We start from the raw sequence: 18194 nt of genomic DNA on the forward strand, positions 1-18194 counted from the left end.
GAACCCATTCTCTCAGCACCGCCCCCGCGGTTCCACTCGCCCGTCACACAATGGCGAGCGCCGCCCGGGAAGAGCTCGGGCCAAGTTTGTGAAAATTACTTTCGTGCGCGAGGGTGTGCGGTGACATAAACATCCCGCAGAGCATCGACCGAAACGTGCGTGTAAATCTGCGTCGTGGCTACCGACGCATGCCCCAGCAATTCCTGCACGACCCGCACATCGGCACCGCCCTGCAACAGGTGCGTGGCAAACGAGTGTCGGAGCGTGTGCGGTGACACGTGGGCGGTCAGATGCGCCCGTTCGGCTGCGGCCTGAATGACAAGCCACGCGCTCTGTCGCGACAGCGGGGCACCGCGCGCGCCGAGAAAGAGCTTCGGCGTCGCGCTCCCCCGCATGGCGAGTGTCGGGCGCACGCGCGTGAGGTAGGCGTCGACGGCGGCGCGAGCAAACGATCCGAGCGGAACAATGCGCTCTTTGGAACCTTTACCGCGCAAGCGCAGGATGTCACCGTGAGCGAGATCGTCGACATCCAGGCCGATCGCTTCAGATACGCGGGCACCAGTGGCGTACAGCAGTTCAAGAAGCGCACGGTCGCGAATGCCGAGCGGCTCTTCCGGGCTCGGCGCGGCAAGCAGCTCTTCGACCTGCGTGATCGTGAGCGCCTTCGGCAGCCGCTGCGGGGCCTTCGGCGGTTTGAGCCGGCCGGTGGGGTCGTCCGTTGTGTGGCCTTCGCGCACCAAGAACCGGTGCAGGCCACGCACGGAAGACTGCAGGCGCGCGAGCGACGTCGCGGCGGGGGGCGGTTCGGCGCTCGCGCGCTCGGCACCGAACTCGGCAACGAGCTCAGGCGTCAACGCGGCGATGTCAGTGATGTCACGCTCGGCGAGCCATTCGAGATACTGCGCCAGGTCACGCTGGTACGCCGCGATGGTGTGGGATGACAGCCCGCGCTCAATCGTGATGTGACGCAAATACTGGTCAACAGCACGCTCGGGAGTCATGCCACCACGCTACCGGCGCGTCACGAGAGACACGCGTGACGCGCTCAGACGGCGCGCTCACGCCTCAAAAACTCAGCCGTTGCCAGCGCACCCAGCACCAAGGTTCCGTTGCGGAACTGCCCGGTCAGCGCCGCCGACACCGCGTCGTCAAGGCTCACCCAGTGCGGCTCAATCTCCGCCTCTTCGCCCTCGCGCACGTAGTCGGTGACAACGTGCGAAAGCTCGCGAGCGAGGTACAGGTGAATGACCTCGCTGCTTGAACCCGGGGTCGGGGTGAACGAAACGAGGTGATCCCACTTCGTAGCTTGGAGGTCGACCTCTTCGGCCAGCTCGCGCTGAGCCGCAAGAATCGGGTCTTCGCCGGGCACGTCGAGGAGTCCGGCCGGAACCTCCCAATCGCGTTCGCGAATCGGGTGGCGGTACTGCTGCAGGATGAGCATCTGGTCGTTCTCATCGAGCGCCACGACAGCGGCCGCACCGGGGTGCGCGATGTAGTGGCGGTGCAGGGTCTCGTCACCGAACAGGATCGTGTCGTTATGCACGTCCCACACGCGCCCGCGGAACGGACGATCCGTGTTCTGGATCGTCACGTCCGCGGGCTCGTCGCGGAATTCAGTCATCCTGGTTGTCGTCCTGGAAGAGCTCGCTGGACTTGTGGCGGTCAAGCGAAGCACCAATCAGACCGGCAAACAGCGGGTTTGCCTGGGTCGGACGCGAGCGCAGCTCCGGGTGAGCCTGCGTCGAGATGTAGTACGGGTGCACCTCGCGAGGAAGCTCAACGTACTCGACCAGACCGTGGTCGGGGTTGGTGCCGGAGAACACGAGACCGGCTTCAGCGAGCTGAGCGCGGTACGCGTTGTTGACCTCGTAGCGGTGACGGTGACGCTCAGAAGCAGTCGTTGCACCGTAAACCTCAGCGGCAAGCGAGCCCTCGAGGAGGTTCGCTTCTTGCAGACCGAGGCGCATGGTTCCGCCCAAGTCGCCACCGGCGATGATGTCGATCTGCTCCGCCATCGTCGCGATGACGGGAGCGGCAGTCTCGGGGTCGAACTCGGTCGACGACGCCCCGGCGATGCCGGCCACGTTGCGTGCGTACTCAATGACCATCGACTGCAGGCCGAGGCAGATACCGAGCGTCGGGATGCCCTGCTCGCGGGCGAACTTCAGTGCACCCAGTTTGCCTTCGATGCCACGGATGCCGAAGCCGCCCGGAACCACGATGCCGTCGAGAGCGGCAAGGTGCTTTTCGGCGCCTTCCGGAGTCTCGCAGAGGTCGGAGGCGATCCAGTTGATGTTGACCTTGGTTTCGTGAGCGAAACCACCGGCGCGCAGCGCCTCGGTGACCGACAGGTAGGCGTCAGGCAGGTCGATGTACTTGCCGACGAGACCGATCGTGACCTCGTTCTTCGGGTTGTGAACGGCGTTCAGCACCTTCTGCCAGCGCGACCAGTCAACGTCGGTCGCCTTCTCGGTGAGACCGAAGGCGCGAACGATGTACTCGTCGAGGCCCTGGTTGTTGAGCATGCTGGGGATGTCGTAGATCGACGGCACGTCAACGGCGTTGACGACGGCGTCTTCGTCAACGTCACACATCAGCGCAATCTTGCGCTTGTTCGACTCGGTGACGGGGCGGTCCGAGCGCAGCACGAGCGCGTCGGGCTGGATGCCGATGGAGCGGAGGGCAGCGACGGAGTGCTGCGTCGGCTTGGTCTTCTGCTCACCCGAGGCGCCCATGAACGGAACCAGGGAGACGTGGGTGAAGAAGACATTGTTGCGGCCGAGCTCGTGGCGGATCTGGCGCGCCGCCTCGAGGAAGGGCTGGGACTCAATGTCACCGACGGTGCCACCAACTTCGGTGATGATGACGTCGGGCTGCGGGTCGTTCGAGGCCTGCAGGCGCATGCGGCGCTTGATTTCGTCAGTGATGTGCGGGATGACCTGAACGGTGGCGCCGAGGTAGTCGCCGCGGCGCTCCTTGGCGATGACGTCGGAGTAGATCTGACCGGTCGTAACGTTTGCGGCGCGCGACAGGTTGATGCCGAGGAAGCGCTCGTAGTGTCCGATGTCGAGGTCGGTCTCGGCGCCGTCGTCGGTTACGAAGACCTCGCCGTGCTCGAACGGGTTCATGGTGCCCGGGTCGACGTTGAGGTACGGGTCGAGCTTTTGCATGACCACGTGGAGGCCGCGGGCCGTCAGCAGATTGCCAAGGCTGGCGGCGGTGAGGCCCTTGCCCAGGGAGGAAACAACACCTCCGGTCACGAAAATATGTTTGGTGACCTTGGCCGAAGCCTGGGGTGCCGAAGAAGAAGATGAGCCGTTACCAGAGAAATTATCCGCCACGGGCTTCCATGCTATCACCGGTATCTGAGCAGTGGCAGGGATATGCATATTTCGCTGATCGGGCGGGGTTCTTCCGGGCGCGTCAGTCGCTCCCTCACTGTTGCCAGCGGGTTGAGCGGGGGCGCTCGGCGCGCTTGTATCGGTTGGCGACTTTCACGAGGCCAACGATGCCCGTGATGATGGCAACGATGCATGCCCAGGCGCTCGGACCGAGCGGGGTGGGTGCATACTCTGGTCCGCGGTCGACGAGGCCAATGGTGACCACGATGAGTACGACGAGCAGCGCCAGCCCTGCGAATACCGCGAAGCCTGCCAATCGGTTCGCCCAGCGCGGGTGCCGCTGAACGAGCACCAGAGCGCCGATGGCCGCCGCGAGCACCGCAGCCGCCAGCGCGACGAAGAGCCTGACAACGCGAGCTGACGAATAATGGCCAGCTGTGCGAGCATCAGTACGACGGTGCTGCCGATGAAGAGGTCGAGCAAAATGCCGACGCGCGAGCGCGTGAGCCCGCGTTTCTTGTCCTCTTCGCGCGAGATCAGGAAGTCGCGATGCTGTGGCTTTCGCCACCACCACGCCAATCGATCGACGCGTTGCCTGGCGCGATCGCCATCGCACCGAGCACGATGCTGATGAGCGCGAAGACGATGATGATCGGCGCGCGCAGGTTGATCGAGCCCACGCGGCGCGAATAGTTCTCGAGCTTCTCCAGCATTCCTGCCAGGGCGCGCCACATCGGTGTGTACTGCGGGCGCGACGGGGAGTCGACCGCATCAACGGGTCGCTCATCAGGCACACGGTTTGCTTCCGACGTCACTAACAAGCACTCCCCCTCAGACCGGACGCCAGTCTAATCGCGTCCAGTCAGGGCAGGGGGGAACTCAGAATGTGGGAGGCGCCCCCTGCCGGCCACGCTGTACACGATGCGGCCCCAACCGAAGCCGAGCACGACTCCGACATAGCCAACCGCATTGATCAGAAGCGTCGCTACCGACAACCATGACAGGGCTATGCGTGCGCGCGTTGCGACGACCGCGCCACGGCGACGACACACAGCCCCACGGTCAGCACCGCCCAGACAGCGCAGGCGGGTGGGAGTACCCGGTATGCCAGGTGCGCGATCGTCCAGTCAGCAGTGAGCGGGCCATACGTGATGAAGCCCCACACGGTCGCGGCGATGAGACACACCGGGAGCGCGATGATCCACCACGTGCGCACCCATCCGGGTAGCCGCTCAGCAACGGCAACCCGTTCGTGTCGCCTCAGCCACCGGATTCCCCAGATCGCGAGAATGATGAGTCCGAGGAGGCTCGAGCCGTGCTGCAGCCATTTGAACGCGGGCAACGGGCCCCAATCCGCCGCGAGCCACGCAGATGCCAGTCGCCCTTCGTGCGTGAATGAGTCCCACACGACGTGCGAGACGATCCCCAGCGCCAGCGAGAGCAAGAGGGTCAGCGTGGTAACGGTTACGCGGGCGACGCCAGACGTAGCGCCACGGGAGCCGACAAACGTCTCCCGCAGGGTCGCCCCCGTCGACTGCTGCCAGGCCTCAGGCAACCGCTCGCCAATGAAACCGGGCAGCAGGTGGGCGGCGGCGGGCCGCAGCAGGCACCGCCACAGCAGAAATAGTGCCAGCGCGATGACCGTGGTCAGCGCAATCGCCGTGAGGTCATGGGTCGTGGAATACGACGGAACCACCTGCCGCACAAACAGCGGAAGGTCAGGTGCCATGGCCCCCACGGCGATTGCCGCTGGAATCAGCGGAGTCCGAAGGAACGGTAATGCGACAACGGCATGGCTAGCGGTGAAGGGCACAGGGAGTCTGCAGTGTCGGTGTTAGGCGCGGAAGAGACCCGCGAGGGCCTTCTTGCCGCGGCGGAGCACGCTCACGTCACCCGGCAGTGTGAAGGCGACGACGGCGTCATCAGCAGCGACCTTCTCGCCGTCGATCGACACGCCGCCCTGCGAAATCGCACGACGCGCTTCGCTGACGCTCGAAACGAGGCCGGTGTCGACGAGTGCCTGCACGACGGTCGTGCCAGCGGCGAGGGTCGCGTTCGGCAGCTCGTCGAGCGATACCCGCAGCGTGCCGGCGTCGAGCGACGCGAGGTCACCCTGGCCGAACAGCGCTTCGGAGGCAGCGATGACCTGAGCGGCCGTCTCTGCACCGTGAACGTATGCCGTGACCTCGAGCGCGAGACGCTTCTGCGCCTCACGACGGAACGGCTCGTCAGCAACCTTCTGCGCGTACTCTTCGATCTCCGCGCGCGTCAAGAACGTAAAGACCTTGAGGCGAGCGATCACGTCAGCGTCGTCGGTGTTCAACCAGAACTGGTACATGCGGTACGGGCTGCACATATCGGCGTCCAGCCAAATCGCGTTGCCCTCGCTCTTACCAAACTTGGTTCCGTCACTGTTCGTGATGAGCGGCGTGCCGATCGCGTGCACCGAAACACCCTCGCTCTTGCGAATGAGATCGGTACCGCTCGTGAGGTTGCCCCACTGATCAGAGCCACCGGTCTGCAGCACGCAGTCGTACTGGCGGTAGAGCTCGAGGAAGTCCATGCCCTGCAGCACCTGGTAGCTGAACTCGGTGTAGCTGATGCCCTCGTCGGAGTTCAAGCGCGCCGAAACGGCGTCCTTCTTCAGCATCGTACCGACGCGGAAGTTCTTGCCGACTTCACGCAAGAAGTCGATGGCGCTGAGCGGTGCCGTCCAGTCCAGGTTGTTGACCATGCGAGCGGCGTTGTCGCCCTCAAAGCTCAAGAAGCGCTCGACCTGACCGCGTAGCTTCGCGACCCACTCTTCGACCGTCTCGCGTGTGTTGAGCGTGCGCTCCGCGGTCGGGCGCGGGTCACCGATGAGACCAGTGGAACCACCGACAAGGCCGAGGGGCTTGTGGCCGGCGAGCTGGAGGCGGCGCAGCAGCAGGAGCTGAACCAGGTTGCCGAGGTGCAGGCTGGGAGCTGTCGGGTCGAAACCGCAGTAATACGTAACCGGCGGCCCAGCAAGCAACGCACGCAGCGCATCCTGATCTGTGGACATATGCACGAGCCCGCGCCAGATGATTTCGTCCCAGACGTTTTCAAACGTCGAGTCGTTCATCACCGCGGCCGTGTTAACCGGTTGAGTTGACATACCCTCCAGGTTATCAGCGGGTACGCATGCGGCCGTGACGCATGACGAGGTCAGGACCAGACGTCTCGTGCGATCGCCGAGAGTGTGTCTTCCCGAGGCTGGGCACGTGCCGAAACCAAAATGGCGACGTCCTCCGCCGCGGCCAGGGCGCGCAGCTGTGCCGGCGCCACCGTCTCCGCCCAATGAGCTGCGAACATGTCAGCCCATTGCCGGCGCTTACCGATGACGGACGGAACCGCCACTGCGGTGATGGGCGAAGCCTCGGATTGTGCGGCGCGGTTATGGTCCGGATCCACGTCGAGCAAGAACCGCGGCGTTGTGATCGGTCCGTACAACTCCTGCACCGCCTGCCGGAACACCTGCGCGTCGGCATCGGAGGCGTTGGCCAGGCTGACAGCCACACCACCGTCAACGGTGTGAACCTCAGGGTCGCCCTCCGAAATCGCGCCGATCATACGAAGAACAGTCGCGACAACGTCGGCGATCTGCGCGTGACCGGCCAGCGCGTCGGCGCGAACGGCGCGCATCGCGCACCAAACACGCATCCCGCGCACGCCGCCCACCCCCAGGAGGATGCCCGCTACGGCGAGCATGAGGGCCATGATGGGTGCTACCAGCCCCACTTGCGTCCACACTCCTGCCCCGATCGTGACGACCGCGCCAGCGAGGTACGCACCAGCGCGCATCGCGATGCCGTCCTGGTGCCGGGTCGAGATCAGCACACTTTGCGGCGACGTCGTCGTGGGAAATAGACTCGCGCGTCGAACCACGCCCGTGAATGGCTCGCCAACACGCCACCGCTGGGCGGTCATGCTGCGGGGAAGAACCGTGTCCAGCGTTGCCGCTGTCAGCGTCTGCGCCCGCACCATTGTGGTTCCGAGGCGCTGCAGACTCTCGCTCTGTGCGCGTGTCAATGCCATCGCTTCCCCCCGTACGACCCGGGGCGGCCCCTCAACCTGCACGCCCCAGAGCGCGTCGAGTTTGCGGCGCAATCTGCGCACATCGCTGTGCGCAATCGCGGTGCGTGCTTCGGGCAGAATCGCGACGACAGTCCAGTTGTGCGCGACTTTGTCTGGCCACTCGTGATCCAACCGCATGGTGCGGCCGCGCAACTGTTGCGTCGCCGTTGAGGTACTCGCCGTGGTGATGTCGATGAGCGTGTTTGCTGCGGGACTGTCCCATCCCTCTCCCAACAGGCCACGGGTTCCGACGATGACACGAACAAACCCGCGCGCCAGTAGCTTGGACACGGCCGCGACGGTGTGCGCCGCGCTCACGCCCGGTATTTTCAGCTCGATAACCTGATCGTCGTCATCTGTTGGCACGATTTCCGGAACGACGCCGGTGATCTCAGCCAGGCGCGGGAGGAGCATAGAAAGATCGCGCGCAGCAATCCGCAAGTGTCGCGCGGTGACCAGCACCGGCATCATTCCTGCCGATCTATCGTCGGCGACGATGACGGAGAAAGTGCGGAGGGCACCAGCAGACGAGGCACGGTTGCCGGCCCGGTTGCCGTGCTTGGCGAAGTCGGTCACCACGACCGCACGCAACCGGTCGCCGACACCGTGCTCATACTCCCACGCCAGAATGTCAGCGACAGCCCGATCCTTGGCGATAGTGCTGGCGAGCAGGGTGTCGATGGGGTCGCGGGTCTTTCGAATCCCCCGATCAGTGAGTGCGTACCCGAAGTCCGCGAGCAGGCTTCGCGCGCGGTTCCAATCCTGCTCACGTGCGGGGTCGGGAAGCACACGTTGCATCAGGTAACGCGCAAGCACACGAATTTCGGCGTCGTCAATCGCACCGGTGGTGGGTGGCAACATGGGCAAGAGATCGTCGTGAGGCGCGACTTTGCGCAGCAGGGATGTCGCCGCGATCGCCAACGGAAAGTCGGCGGCAAATGCTGCTGCGATTCGTGCCGTCGTGGTCGAAACGTCGGCATCTGTTGTGACGACAGCGCCGACAGGACGAGCGGAACCATCGGTGTCGTTGGTTTCGGAAAGCGGCGGCAACAGGATGGATCGGAGGCTCGAGATACCGTCAGCCGAGCCGATCGTGTTCACGATGAGTGCGGTGAGGAGCTCATCGTTGCGCATCAGAAACACGCGTTCGGGAGCGGTGGGTTCCGTAAACCACACCAGGTCGCGGTAGGGCGCGAGATTGCCTTCTTTTACGACGGCGGGTGTGGGTTGCTCGAAGTCAACCTCTCCGAGGAGAGCGGAATAGTTCTCAAATCCGGTCGCATCTTGCGGCGACGGCGCGGTTGCGGTCAGCCCGATGAGTGTGGGTTGCACTGCTGCCGCTCGTAGCCGCGCCTCGAGATAGGCGATCACGAGAGCCCAGTGATCGAGCAGGTGGTGGCATTCGTCAAGCACAATCGTCTTAACGCCGTGCGCGACCAGCCTGTCGACGAGGTCACGCGCGTTGGGGTGCAGGCCCGCCGCCAACTCGTCAGGGCTGAGCCGTGCCATGGCTTTTCTGACAGCGCGTGCACGCCGCGCGATGCCACGCGTGTACGCCTTCTCGTTGCTCGTCGAAAGCGAAGCGAGCCATGCGTTCGCGTGAGCGGTGTCGCGGCCGCCATCGACAAGCTCCTGCTGCCATGCGCGACGTGCCAGCTCATCGAACGCGCCGCCGCGTTCGGTCGTACTGATTCGTTGGTAGGTCAGTACCGTCAGATCGGCGGGATACTCACCATCAATCGACACGGCCCTATCGCTGGGCGCGAGGGTGCGCGCTTGTCGCGCCCACTGCCCGGCAATAGTTGTCGTGGGTGCAAACACCACGGTGCGAGCGCCCTGTCGCATCGCCAGCAACAGACCCATCAGGGTCTTGCCACTTCCGGGCGGTGACACGATGTGCACGGGCTCGCCGGGCACAACAGTCACCGCCTGAAGCAACTGTTGTTGGGAGGCACGTAGAGCGCCTGAGAAGCGCCACTCGCGCAGTGGTTCTTCTGCCATCATTGTGTGGCTATGACCACACCGCTACGAGATCGCCGAGGCGCTCTGCGAGCGCTTCACGCTGGATCGCGACCTGTGCGGGCGAAGTACCACCGGTTCCGTTGCGGCTGGCTACCGAACCAGCAATCGACAGCACGCTGCGAACCTCGGGTGTCAGGTGCTCGGAGACCTGAGCAAGCAGCGCGTCGTCGGCGTCTTCGAGGCCAATGCCACGAATCTCGCACGCGCGTACGAGCGAGCCCGAAACCTCGTGCGCCACACGGAACGGCACGCCCTGCTTGACGAGCCACTCGGCAACGTCCGTCGCGAGCGAGAAGCCCTGCGGCGCCAGCTCGGCCATGCGGTCGGTATCAAACGTGAGCGTCGCGATCATGCCGGTGAAGGCAGGCAGCAGCACCTCAAGCGTCGTGACAGAGTCGAAGACAGGCTCCTTGTCTTCCTGCAGGTCGCGGTTGTACGCGAGCGGCAGCGCCTTGAGCGTGGCGAGCAGGCCGGTGAGGTTACCCAACACGCGACCAGCCTTGCCTCGGGCAAGCTCGGCAATGTCGGGGTTCTTCTTCTGCGGCATGATGCTGGAACCGGTCGAGAAGGCGTCGTCAAGCGTGACGAAGCCGAACTCGCGGGTGTTCCACATGATGACCTCTTCTGCCAGACGCGACAGGTTGATCGAGATCATCGTCGCGATGAACGCGAACTCAGCGACAACGTCGCGGGCGGCCGTGCCGTCCATCGAGTTTTCGCTCGGGCGAGCGAGGCCCAACTCACGAGCAACCAGCTGCGGGTCAAGACCCAGCGTCGAGCCCGCGAGCGCTCCGCCACCGTACGGCGAGACACTGGCACGCTCACGCCAGTCACGGAGACGCTCCAGGTCACGCACGAGCGGCCAGGTGTGTGCCAGCAGGTGGTGTGCGAGCAGCACGGGCTGTGCGTGCTGCAGGTGCGTACGGCCCGGCATGATGGCGCCCGGGTGCGCGTCAGCCTGCACAGCGAGCGCGTCGATAAGACCAGCGACCTCGCCCGCGATAACCGCGGCGTGGTCAAGCAGGTAGAGGCGCACGAGCGTCGCGATCTGGTCGTTGCGGCTGCGACCAGCGCGCAAACGCCCGCCGAGCTCAGCACCAGCGCGTTCGATCAGGCCACGCTCGAGAGCGCCGTGAACGTCTTCGTCTGACTCTGCGGCAACGAAGGCACCCGAGGTAACGTCAGCCTGCAGCTGGTCGAGGGCGTTCTTCATGCCCACGAGTTCGTCGTCGGTCAGGTATCCGGCAGCGTTCAGCGCCGTCGCGTGGGCACGCGAACCGGCGATGTCGTAGTCGGCGAGTGCCCAGTCAAAGTGCGTCGACTTACTCAGCGCGGCGAGCGCTGCCGACGGTCCACCCGCAAAGCGAGCACCCCACAGGGCGCCTTCATTGGTTCCGTGCTCTTCGGTCACGCTGCTTCTCCCTGCTTCGCGAGCAGCCAGACCAGCAGGGCCTTCTGCGCGTGGAGGCGGTTTTCTGCCTCGTCCCAAATAACCGACTGCGGGCCGTCGATCACGTCAGCGTCGACTTCGTAGCCGCGGTCAGCGGGGAGGCAGTGGATGAAGATCGCTTCACCGTCGGCCAGCGACATGAGCTCCTGGGTGACCTTGTACGCGCCGAGGTCGCGCAGGCGTGCGAGCTTTTCTTCTTCCTTACCCATCGACACCCATGTGTCGGTGACGATGATGTCGGCGCCGGCGGCAGCCTCGTTGACATCGGTCATCAGGGTGATGGAACCACCGGTTGCGGCAGCAATGCGGTCAGCGTCTGCGACAATGTCTTCGCGCGGTGCGTAGTCGACGGGCGACGCGACACGCACGTGCATACCTGCCATCGCGCCAGCCAGGGCGTAGGAGTGCGCCATGTTGGACTGGCCGTCGCCGAAGAACGACAGCGTGAGACCGGCAAGCTCACCCTTGTGCTCCTTGATCGTGAGCAGGTCGGCGAGCAGCTGGCAGGGGTGGAAGTCATCCGACAGTGCGTTGACAACGGGCACACGGGTGCCAGCCGCCATCTCTTCGAGGCCTGCCTGTGCGTAGGTGCGCCACACGATCGCAGCGACCTGGCGCTCGAGCACACGTGCGGTGTCAGCCGGGGTCTCCTTGCCACCGAGCTGGCTGTTGGCAGTCGAAATGATCAGCGGCGAGCCGCCCAGATCAGCGATACCAACGGCAAACGAGACGCGCGTGCGGGTCGACGACTTGTCGAAAATCACGGCGACGGTCTGCGGGCCTTCGAGCGGCTGCTGCGACCAGCGGTCTGCCTTCAGCGAGACAGCAAGGTCAAGAATTTCTGCCTGCTCGGCGGGCGTGATGTCGTCGTCACGCAAGAAGTGGCGGGTCACGAGTTGTTCTCCTCAGTGCGAAGTTCGGGGTGGGCGGCAACGACAGCGGCAAGAGCCTGACCAAACAGGTCAGTGAACTCCGCTACCTCGGCGTCGCCAATGGTGAAGGCCGGCGCGATGCGAATGACATCGTCGGTCGGCGCGTTAATGATGAGACCAAGCTCGTGTGCCGCAGCACGAACCTCTCCGGCAACCGGTGCCGACAGGTGAATACCAATCAGCAGCCCCTGCCCCGTGGTTCCGGTCACCAGCGGCAGCGACGCGACGGCTGCACGCAGCTCAGCACCGCGGGCACGCACGTTGGCGAGCAGGTCTTCATCTTCGATGTGACCGAGCACGGCGTTGCCGACGGCGGTCGCGAGCGGGTTGCCGCCGAAGGTGGAGTTGTGAGTGCCCGGGTAGAACAAGTCACTAGCGTCGCCCCACGTCACCATTGCGGCGAGCGGGAAGCCACCGGCGATGCCCTTGGCGAGCGTCATAGCGTCCGGAACCACGCCGTACAGCTGGTGCGCGAACCACGCGCCGGTGCGGCCGGTTCCGGTCTGCACCTCATCAACGATGAGCAGCGCGTTGTGCTCGGTGGCCAGTTCGCGGGCACGCTTGAGGAAGCCCTCGGGGTGCTCAACGACGCCCGCCTCGCCCTGAATGGGTTCGATGAAGATCGCCGCGACATCATCGGTGAACGCTGCTTCGAGCGCCTCGATCGTGTTGTCGATGTGCTGCACGCCCGGCAGCAGCGGACGGAACGGGTCTTGGTACATCGGCTTCGGCGTGAGCGCGAGCGAACCCGTGGAGCGGCCGTGGAAGGCGTGGTTCAGGCTCAGGATCGTTGACTTGCCGTACTTGCCGCCGTGCAGGCGAGCGAGCTTGATCGCGGTCTCGTTCGCTTCGGAGCCCGAGTTCGCGAAGAACACGCGGCCCGACTCCCCCGTCTCTGCAAGGCGCTTGAGGCGTGCGGCCATGTCGAGCTGCTGTTGCGTGGCGAAGTAGTTCGACACGTGCGACAGCACGGCTGCCTGCGCGCTCACGGCCTTCACAAATGCCGGGTGCGAGTGGCCGAGCGAGTTCACTGCGATACCGCCGAGGAAGTCGAGGTAGCGCTGGCCGTCGGCGTCCCAGACAGCTGAGCCCTCACCGCGCTCGAGAAGCGCGAGGCGTCCGCCCAGGCTCGTCAAGTCGCGTGCTGCGTCATCTTGCCAGGTCATCCTGCAACCACCTCTGTACCGATTCCGTTACTGGTAAATAGTTCGACGAGTACCGAGTGCGGCACGCGGCCGTCGATGATGGCGGCGGAACCAACACCGCCGTCGACAGCATCGAGGCACGCCTGCATCTTGGGGATCATTCCCGACTGCAGGCTCGGCATGATTTCGCGCAGTTCCGACGCCTTCAGGTGCGAAACCAGCGAATCGCGGTTCGGCCAGTCAGCGTAGAGGCCGGCGACGTCGGTGAGCACGACAAGCTTCTGGGCGCCGAGCGCCACGGCGAGCGCTGCGGCCGCGGCATCGGCGTTGACGTTGAGCGACTGACCGGGGTGATCCAGGTCGGGTGCGATCGACGAGACGACCGGAATGCGGCCAGCCGCGAGGTGGTCAAGCACCGGGGTCGCGTCAACCTGAACGACGTCACCCACGCGGCCGAGGTCGGCCTCAATGCCGTCGACAACGACACCGCGACGGCGGCCACCGAAGAGGCCGGCGTCTTCACCAGACAGACCGGTCGCGATCGGGCCGTGGGCGTTGATCTTGGCAACCAGCTGCGGGTTGATCTGGCCGGTCAGCACCATGCGCACGACCGAAATCGCTTCGGTGGACGTGACGCGGTAGCCGCCCTTGAACTCGCTCGGAATCGCGAGTCGATCGAGCATGTTCGAGATCTGGGGGCCGCCGCCGTGCACGACGACGGGCTGAATGCCGACGTAGCGGAGGTACGCGATGTCAGCGGCGAACGCGTCTTGCAAGTCTTCGGAGACCATCGCGTTGCCGCCGTACTTTACGACGATGATCGCACCCTGGTAGCGCTTCAGCCACGGCAGGGATTCGATCAGCGTCGCGGCGCGGTCTGACGCGGCGATGGGGTCAGTGACCTGGAGTTCTTTATCTGTCATGAGGCGTAGGCGCTGTTCTCGTGGACGTAGTCGTGCGTGAGGTCGTTGGTGCGAATGCGAGCTTCAGCGGTGCCGACCTTGAGGTCGATCACGAGGCTCGTGGCGCGAGGAGTCAGGTCGACCTCTTCGCGCGGGCGGTCGGGGCCGCCGGCGGTGCAGACGCGCACGCCGTTCATGAAGACGTCAACGTCGTACGGGTCAAACGCTGCCTGCGTGGTTCCGATCGCGGCGAGCACACGACCCCAGTTCGGGTCGTTGCCGAAGATCGCGGCCTTAAACAGGTTGTTGCGGGCAACCGAGCGACCCACCTCAACAGCGTCGGCTTCGGTCGCAGCGTTCTGCACGTCGATCGTGATGTCGTGGCTGGCGCCCTCGGCGTCGCTCTGCAGCTGTGCGGCGAGGTTGTCGCTCACGTCGCGCAGCGCGGCGGTGAAAGCGTCGAGGTCAGGCGTGACGCCCGAAGCGCCTGAAACCATCAGGGTGACCTGGTCGTTGGTCGACATGCAGCCGTCGGAGTCGAGGCGGTCGAACGTGACGTTGGTCGCTGCGCGCAACGCCTGGTCGGCTTGCTCAGCGGTCAGCACCGCGTCGGTCGTGATGACGACGAGCATCGTGGCGAGGCCCGGAGCCAGCATGCCGGCACCCTTAGCCATGCCGCCGATCGTCCAGCCGTCGCCCTCGGCAACAGCACGCTTCGGCTTCGAGTCGGTCGTCATGATCGCGAGCGAGGCGTTTTCGCCGCCGTCGGTCGACAGCTCGGCAATACCCTGCTCAACGCCGGTGAGAACCTTGGCACGGAAGCCTTCGTCACCGAACCCAATGAGGCCCGTGGAGCACACCACGATGTCGCCTGCGCTCACGCCCAGCAGTTCGGCGGCCTTCTCAGCGGTCTGGTGCGTGGTCTGAAATCCAAACGAACCGGTGAAGCAGTTTGCGCCACCCGAGTTCAGCACGACAGCTTCAACAACGCCGTCTTGCAACACCTGCTTCGACCAAATGATGGGGTTGGCCTGCGCGCGGTTCGACGTGAACACGGCAGCACCCACCTTGAGCGGCCCGCGGTTCACGACGACAGCAACATCTCGATTGCCGGTCGACTTCAAGCCGACCGCAACGCCTGCGGCTTCGAATCCTTGTGCTGCCGTGACACTCACGGTGCTACTCCATTCACGCTTAAGCCGGTGCTCTCGTTGAGCCCCAGCGCAATGTTCATTGATTGAATTGCGGCACCAGCGGTGCCCTTGGCCAGGTTGTCGACGGCGGTCACCACGATGACGCGGTTAGCGGCATGGTCAATAGCCAGGCCCATGAGCGCGGTGTTCGCGCCCACGACATCTGCGGTGCGCGGGAACTGCCCCTCGGGCAGCAACTGCACAAACGTTTCGTTGCCGTACGCGCTCTCCCACGCATCACGAATCTGCGCGTCGGTGACGCCATCGGCGATCTTCGCGGTCGAGGTCGCGAGGATTCCGCGAGACATCGGAACCAGCACCGGCGTGAACGACAGCGTCACGGTTCCGGCACCCGCGTTCTTCAGCGCCTGCTGAATCTCGGGAATGTGGCGGTGTGTTCCGCCCACGGCATAAGGATTAGCAGAACCAAGGATCTCGCTGGCGAGAAGGTTGGTCTTTGCGCTCTTGCCAGCACCCGACGGGCCCACTGCGAGCACCGTGACGATGTCTTCAGACTCGATCACGCCGGCAGCAATACCGGGTACGAGGCTCAAACTGACGGTCGATGCGTTGCAGCCGGGTGCGGCAATACGGCTCGCCCCGACGAGGTTCTCGCGCTGCTTGCGACCGTCGCCGACGAGGAGCTCGGGCACGCCGTACGTCCACGGGTCGTTGAAGTGACCACCATAGAAGGCCTCCCACGACGCGGGGTCGGTGAGGCGGTGGTCGGCGCCCGCGTCAATCACAAGAGGCGTGTCGCCGAGGGCGTCGGTGTACTGACCCGACTGACCGTGCGGCAACGCCAAGAAGACAACATCGTGCCCGGCGAGAATCTCCGGCGTCGTGTCTTGCAGCTCCAGGTGCGTGAGCGAACGCAAGTGCGGCTGGTGCTGCACGAGTGGCTGACCGGCGTTCGAGTGCGCAGTAACCGTGCGAATCTCAACGTCGGGGTGGTTTGCCAGGAGGCGCAGAATCTCGCCGCCCGCATAACCGGATGCGCCGGATACGGCGACCGAATACGTCATATCTCTACCTTAATTCAGCGGAATGGGGGCCCAAGGCGGCGACACCGGCATTCCTCTGCATACGCAGCGCTGAACGCGGGTCGCCTAAATTCGGCGGCCGCCGCGGCGTCGGCGCACGACAGAGACGCTCGAAGCGAGCGTGGTCGACGGCTGAGCGCAAGGCATGGTGTGAGGTTACTCTTCCAAGGCAGAGGGCGGCAAATCGCGTTCGCAATCTGCCGCCCCGTTATGAAGCCGAAATTCAGTGGCCGGAGAACGGCCCGCGTACCAATCGCGTCCAGCGGTTCGACGGCAAATGCGGCCGCAGCGCCGCCATACCGGTGCCGTATTTGCTCATCGATTGCGGGCGGTAGCCCATGCGCCACAGTCGACGATCAATCTCGGACGGTTGCGCTGACGACTTCGTTTCAACGATGGCCATGTCGGCCATGCGCAGGCGGTCACCGTCGTGGTCATCCCACGCGAGCGCGGTGTCGATCGTGGCCCTCGCGTACCCCTCGTGAGCCAACAGCGTGGTGCGTTCGTAGGTGGAGGCCACGGTGGGCTGGAGCTCCCACGCGATCGCACCATCGACGGCACCGGACTCAAGCAAGTTGGCAACCTCGGCACGAACGTCATCAGTGAGACGATCAGTCTCAGTCTGAGCAATCTCGCGACGCCTCTTTGCTGTCACGCCGCGCGGCCCGCGGAGCTTCACTTCGATGAATGCTCCCCCGGTGTCAACGTAGCTACGCGTGCGCACCTTGAACCGGCGCCGGCGGGGTTGCGCGGCGGTGTGATAGCTCTTCAAATCGGGCGTATCGAAGTACACCGAGCGGTAGCGAAACGTGCGCTCATCATCGATTTGCAGAACGCGCGTCGCCGGGTTGAGCTGGTGAAGGAGCGGCGCAACGTCATCGAGCGGCAAAAGGTACTTGCGGTCGAGCCTCGTCATGAGCCCGGCGTCGGAAACGAGGTCGTGCAGACTGATTGGGGCGAATCGCTGTGTGGCACGCATCAGGCACCACCGGTCAGCACGCTTGCAGGTTGCTGCGCACGCGCTGTGAACCGCAGGGGCGCGGGCGGTGCCGGAACCACGGGGCGCTTGGTCGACGGAACCCGGAAGCACACGTTGACAAGGGTGGTGTCGTTCACCAGGTCGAGGCGCTCAACCGAGAACGAGCGCACCGTCGCACCGAGGCGCTGTTCCAGGGTGTACTTCAGTTCTTCGTCGTTCGTGATGGCGCGATCGAGGTTGATGACCTGGTGACGCGTGCTGGCAAATACGGCCGGGTGATCAACGACGGCCATGACCGTGAGAATCAATGCCGCGAGCGCGACCGGAACCCACAGCTGAGCGTTGCCGAGGCCAAAGAGCAGGCCGATGGCGAGAGAAGCGAAGTAGTACGCGACTTCGCGCTGCGAGATCTCTGACGACCGCAGGCGAATGATCGACAGCACGCCGAAGAGTCCGAGTCCCAGGCCCATCGCGACCTCGGCTGAGCCGAGCACGATGGTGACGGCGAAGACACCGATGTTGACACCGGTGAAGGCGACAACGAGGTCACGCCGGTGATGACGCGGGTAGTACAACGCGAGTGTGAGGATGAGAACGGCGGCGAGGTTCGCGCCCAGCATGATGATGGATTGCGTGGCCATGATGACTCCTTGAGGTCTTGGTATTTCCATCGTGGAGACCACCCCTAAGCCACCTCTAAATCGTCACTAAGAGTTTCCATAGGTATTGCGACAGTGAACAAAAAGTGACGGGCGAGTGGATTACCCACTCGTCCGCCACTCTCATTGGTCGCGCGAATTACGCCTGCGGAAGCGCTGCCACCACGTCGATTTCAACCAGGATGTTGTCGAGCTCGGAGCCATCAGACCACCGGAGAGGGTGCCGATGGCACCCCCAGCAATGGGTTTGCGCTGCTTCGGGGTGAGATTTAGTCGATCGCCACCAACCGCCATGTGAGCCTCCTTGCTCCGTGAATACAGGAGGGAACAGCAACGCCGTCCCCACGTACGTTGTCGATAAACCACTGCGACCTAGACAGCATGTACGTGCAATAGACAATTTGTAAAAGGGTGTAGAGACATTTTGTAAAGC

At 64.3% G+C, this 18194-nt stretch carries 16 protein-coding genes; all 16 read right to left on the reverse strand.

The features are described 5' to 3' along the window. Window positions 1–95: 95 nt before the first annotated feature. A complete protein-coding gene (gene xerD, locus ACQUSY_RS05470; protein ID WP_428903499.1) occupies window positions 96–1001 on the reverse strand; it encodes a site-specific tyrosine recombinase XerD in 906 nt (301 codons plus the stop codon). A gap of 44 nt (window positions 1002–1045) precedes the next feature. Beyond that, window positions 1046–1621: an NUDIX domain-containing protein gene (locus ACQUSY_RS05475; RefSeq protein WP_428903500.1), complete on the reverse strand. Its 576-nt coding sequence runs from the start codon at window positions 1619–1621 to the stop codon at window positions 1046–1048. Next, a complete protein-coding gene (pyrG, locus tag ACQUSY_RS05480; protein ID WP_428903501.1) occupies window positions 1614–3389 on the reverse strand; it encodes a CTP synthase in 1776 nt (591 codons plus the stop codon). Before pyrG ends, ACQUSY_RS05475 begins: the two co-directional genes overlap by 8 nt. A gap of 46 nt (window positions 3390–3435) precedes the next feature. Beyond that, the gene (locus ACQUSY_RS05485) at window positions 3436–3720 is read right to left on the reverse strand and encodes a hypothetical protein (RefSeq protein WP_428903502.1); all 285 of its coding nucleotides are present in this window, start codon (window positions 3718–3720) and stop codon (window positions 3436–3438) included. 157 nt (window positions 3721–3877) lie between these two features. Then, window positions 3878–4156: a hypothetical protein gene (locus ACQUSY_RS05490; RefSeq protein ID WP_428903503.1), complete on the reverse strand. Its 279-nt coding sequence runs from the start codon at window positions 4154–4156 to the stop codon at window positions 3878–3880. A 191-nt stretch (window positions 4157–4347) separates the two neighbouring features. Beyond that, window positions 4348–5154 carry a DUF4184 family protein gene (locus ACQUSY_RS05495; protein ID WP_428903504.1) on the reverse strand — a complete coding sequence of 269 codons (807 nt, stop codon included), beginning with the start codon at window positions 5152–5154 and terminating at the stop codon, window positions 4348–4350. 21 nt (window positions 5155–5175) lie between these two features. Next, window positions 5176–6477, reverse strand: a complete 1302-nt coding sequence (gene tyrS, locus ACQUSY_RS05500; RefSeq protein WP_428903505.1) for a tyrosine--tRNA ligase — start codon at window positions 6475–6477, stop codon at window positions 5176–5178. A gap of 50 nt (window positions 6478–6527) precedes the next feature. Continuing rightward, window positions 6528–9440, reverse strand: coding sequence for a DEAD/DEAH box helicase (locus tag ACQUSY_RS05505; protein ID WP_428903506.1), 2913 nt, complete (start codon window positions 9438–9440; stop codon window positions 6528–6530). A gap of 7 nt (window positions 9441–9447) precedes the next feature. Continuing rightward, window positions 9448–10869, reverse strand: coding sequence for an argininosuccinate lyase (gene argH / locus ACQUSY_RS05510; RefSeq protein WP_428903507.1), 1422 nt, complete (start codon window positions 10867–10869; stop codon window positions 9448–9450). Continuing rightward, entirely contained in the window at window positions 10866–11801 is a 936-nt protein-coding gene (argF, locus tag ACQUSY_RS05515) for an ornithine carbamoyltransferase (RefSeq protein ID WP_428903508.1), read from the reverse strand. Before argF ends, argH begins: the two co-directional genes overlap by 4 nt. Next, on the reverse strand, window positions 11798–13006 hold the full coding sequence (locus tag ACQUSY_RS05520) for an acetylornithine transaminase (protein WP_428903509.1): 1209 nt from the start codon (window positions 13004–13006) through the stop codon (window positions 11798–11800). Before ACQUSY_RS05520 ends, argF begins: the two co-directional genes overlap by 4 nt. Beyond that, on the reverse strand, window positions 13003–13908 hold the full coding sequence (argB, locus tag ACQUSY_RS05525) for an acetylglutamate kinase (RefSeq protein ID WP_428903510.1): 906 nt from the start codon (window positions 13906–13908) through the stop codon (window positions 13003–13005). Before argB ends, ACQUSY_RS05520 begins: the two co-directional genes overlap by 4 nt. Beyond that, entirely contained in the window at window positions 13905–15062 is a 1158-nt protein-coding gene (gene argJ, locus ACQUSY_RS05530; RefSeq protein ID WP_428903511.1) for a bifunctional glutamate N-acetyltransferase/amino-acid acetyltransferase ArgJ, read from the reverse strand. The genes argB and argJ overlap by 4 nt, the downstream gene beginning before the upstream one ends. Then, complete coding sequence (gene argC / locus ACQUSY_RS05535; protein WP_428903512.1) at window positions 15059–16105, reverse strand: N-acetyl-gamma-glutamyl-phosphate reductase; 1047 nt, start codon at window positions 16103–16105, stop codon at window positions 15059–15061. Before argC ends, argJ begins: the two co-directional genes overlap by 4 nt. A 241-nt stretch (window positions 16106–16346) precedes the next feature. Then, on the reverse strand, window positions 16347–17102 hold the full coding sequence (locus ACQUSY_RS05540) for a polyphosphate polymerase domain-containing protein (protein ID WP_428903513.1): 756 nt from the start codon (window positions 17100–17102) through the stop codon (window positions 16347–16349). Further along, a complete protein-coding gene (locus tag ACQUSY_RS05545) occupies window positions 17102–17743 on the reverse strand; it encodes a DUF4956 domain-containing protein (RefSeq protein ID WP_428903514.1) in 642 nt (213 codons plus the stop codon). Before ACQUSY_RS05545 ends, ACQUSY_RS05540 begins: the two co-directional genes overlap by 1 nt. Between the last annotated feature and the right edge of the window lie 451 nt (window positions 17744–18194).

It is taken from the genome of Microbacterium daqui, assembly GCF_050408675.1.
Taxonomy (GTDB): domain Bacteria; phylum Actinomycetota; class Actinomycetes; order Actinomycetales; family Microbacteriaceae; genus Microbacterium.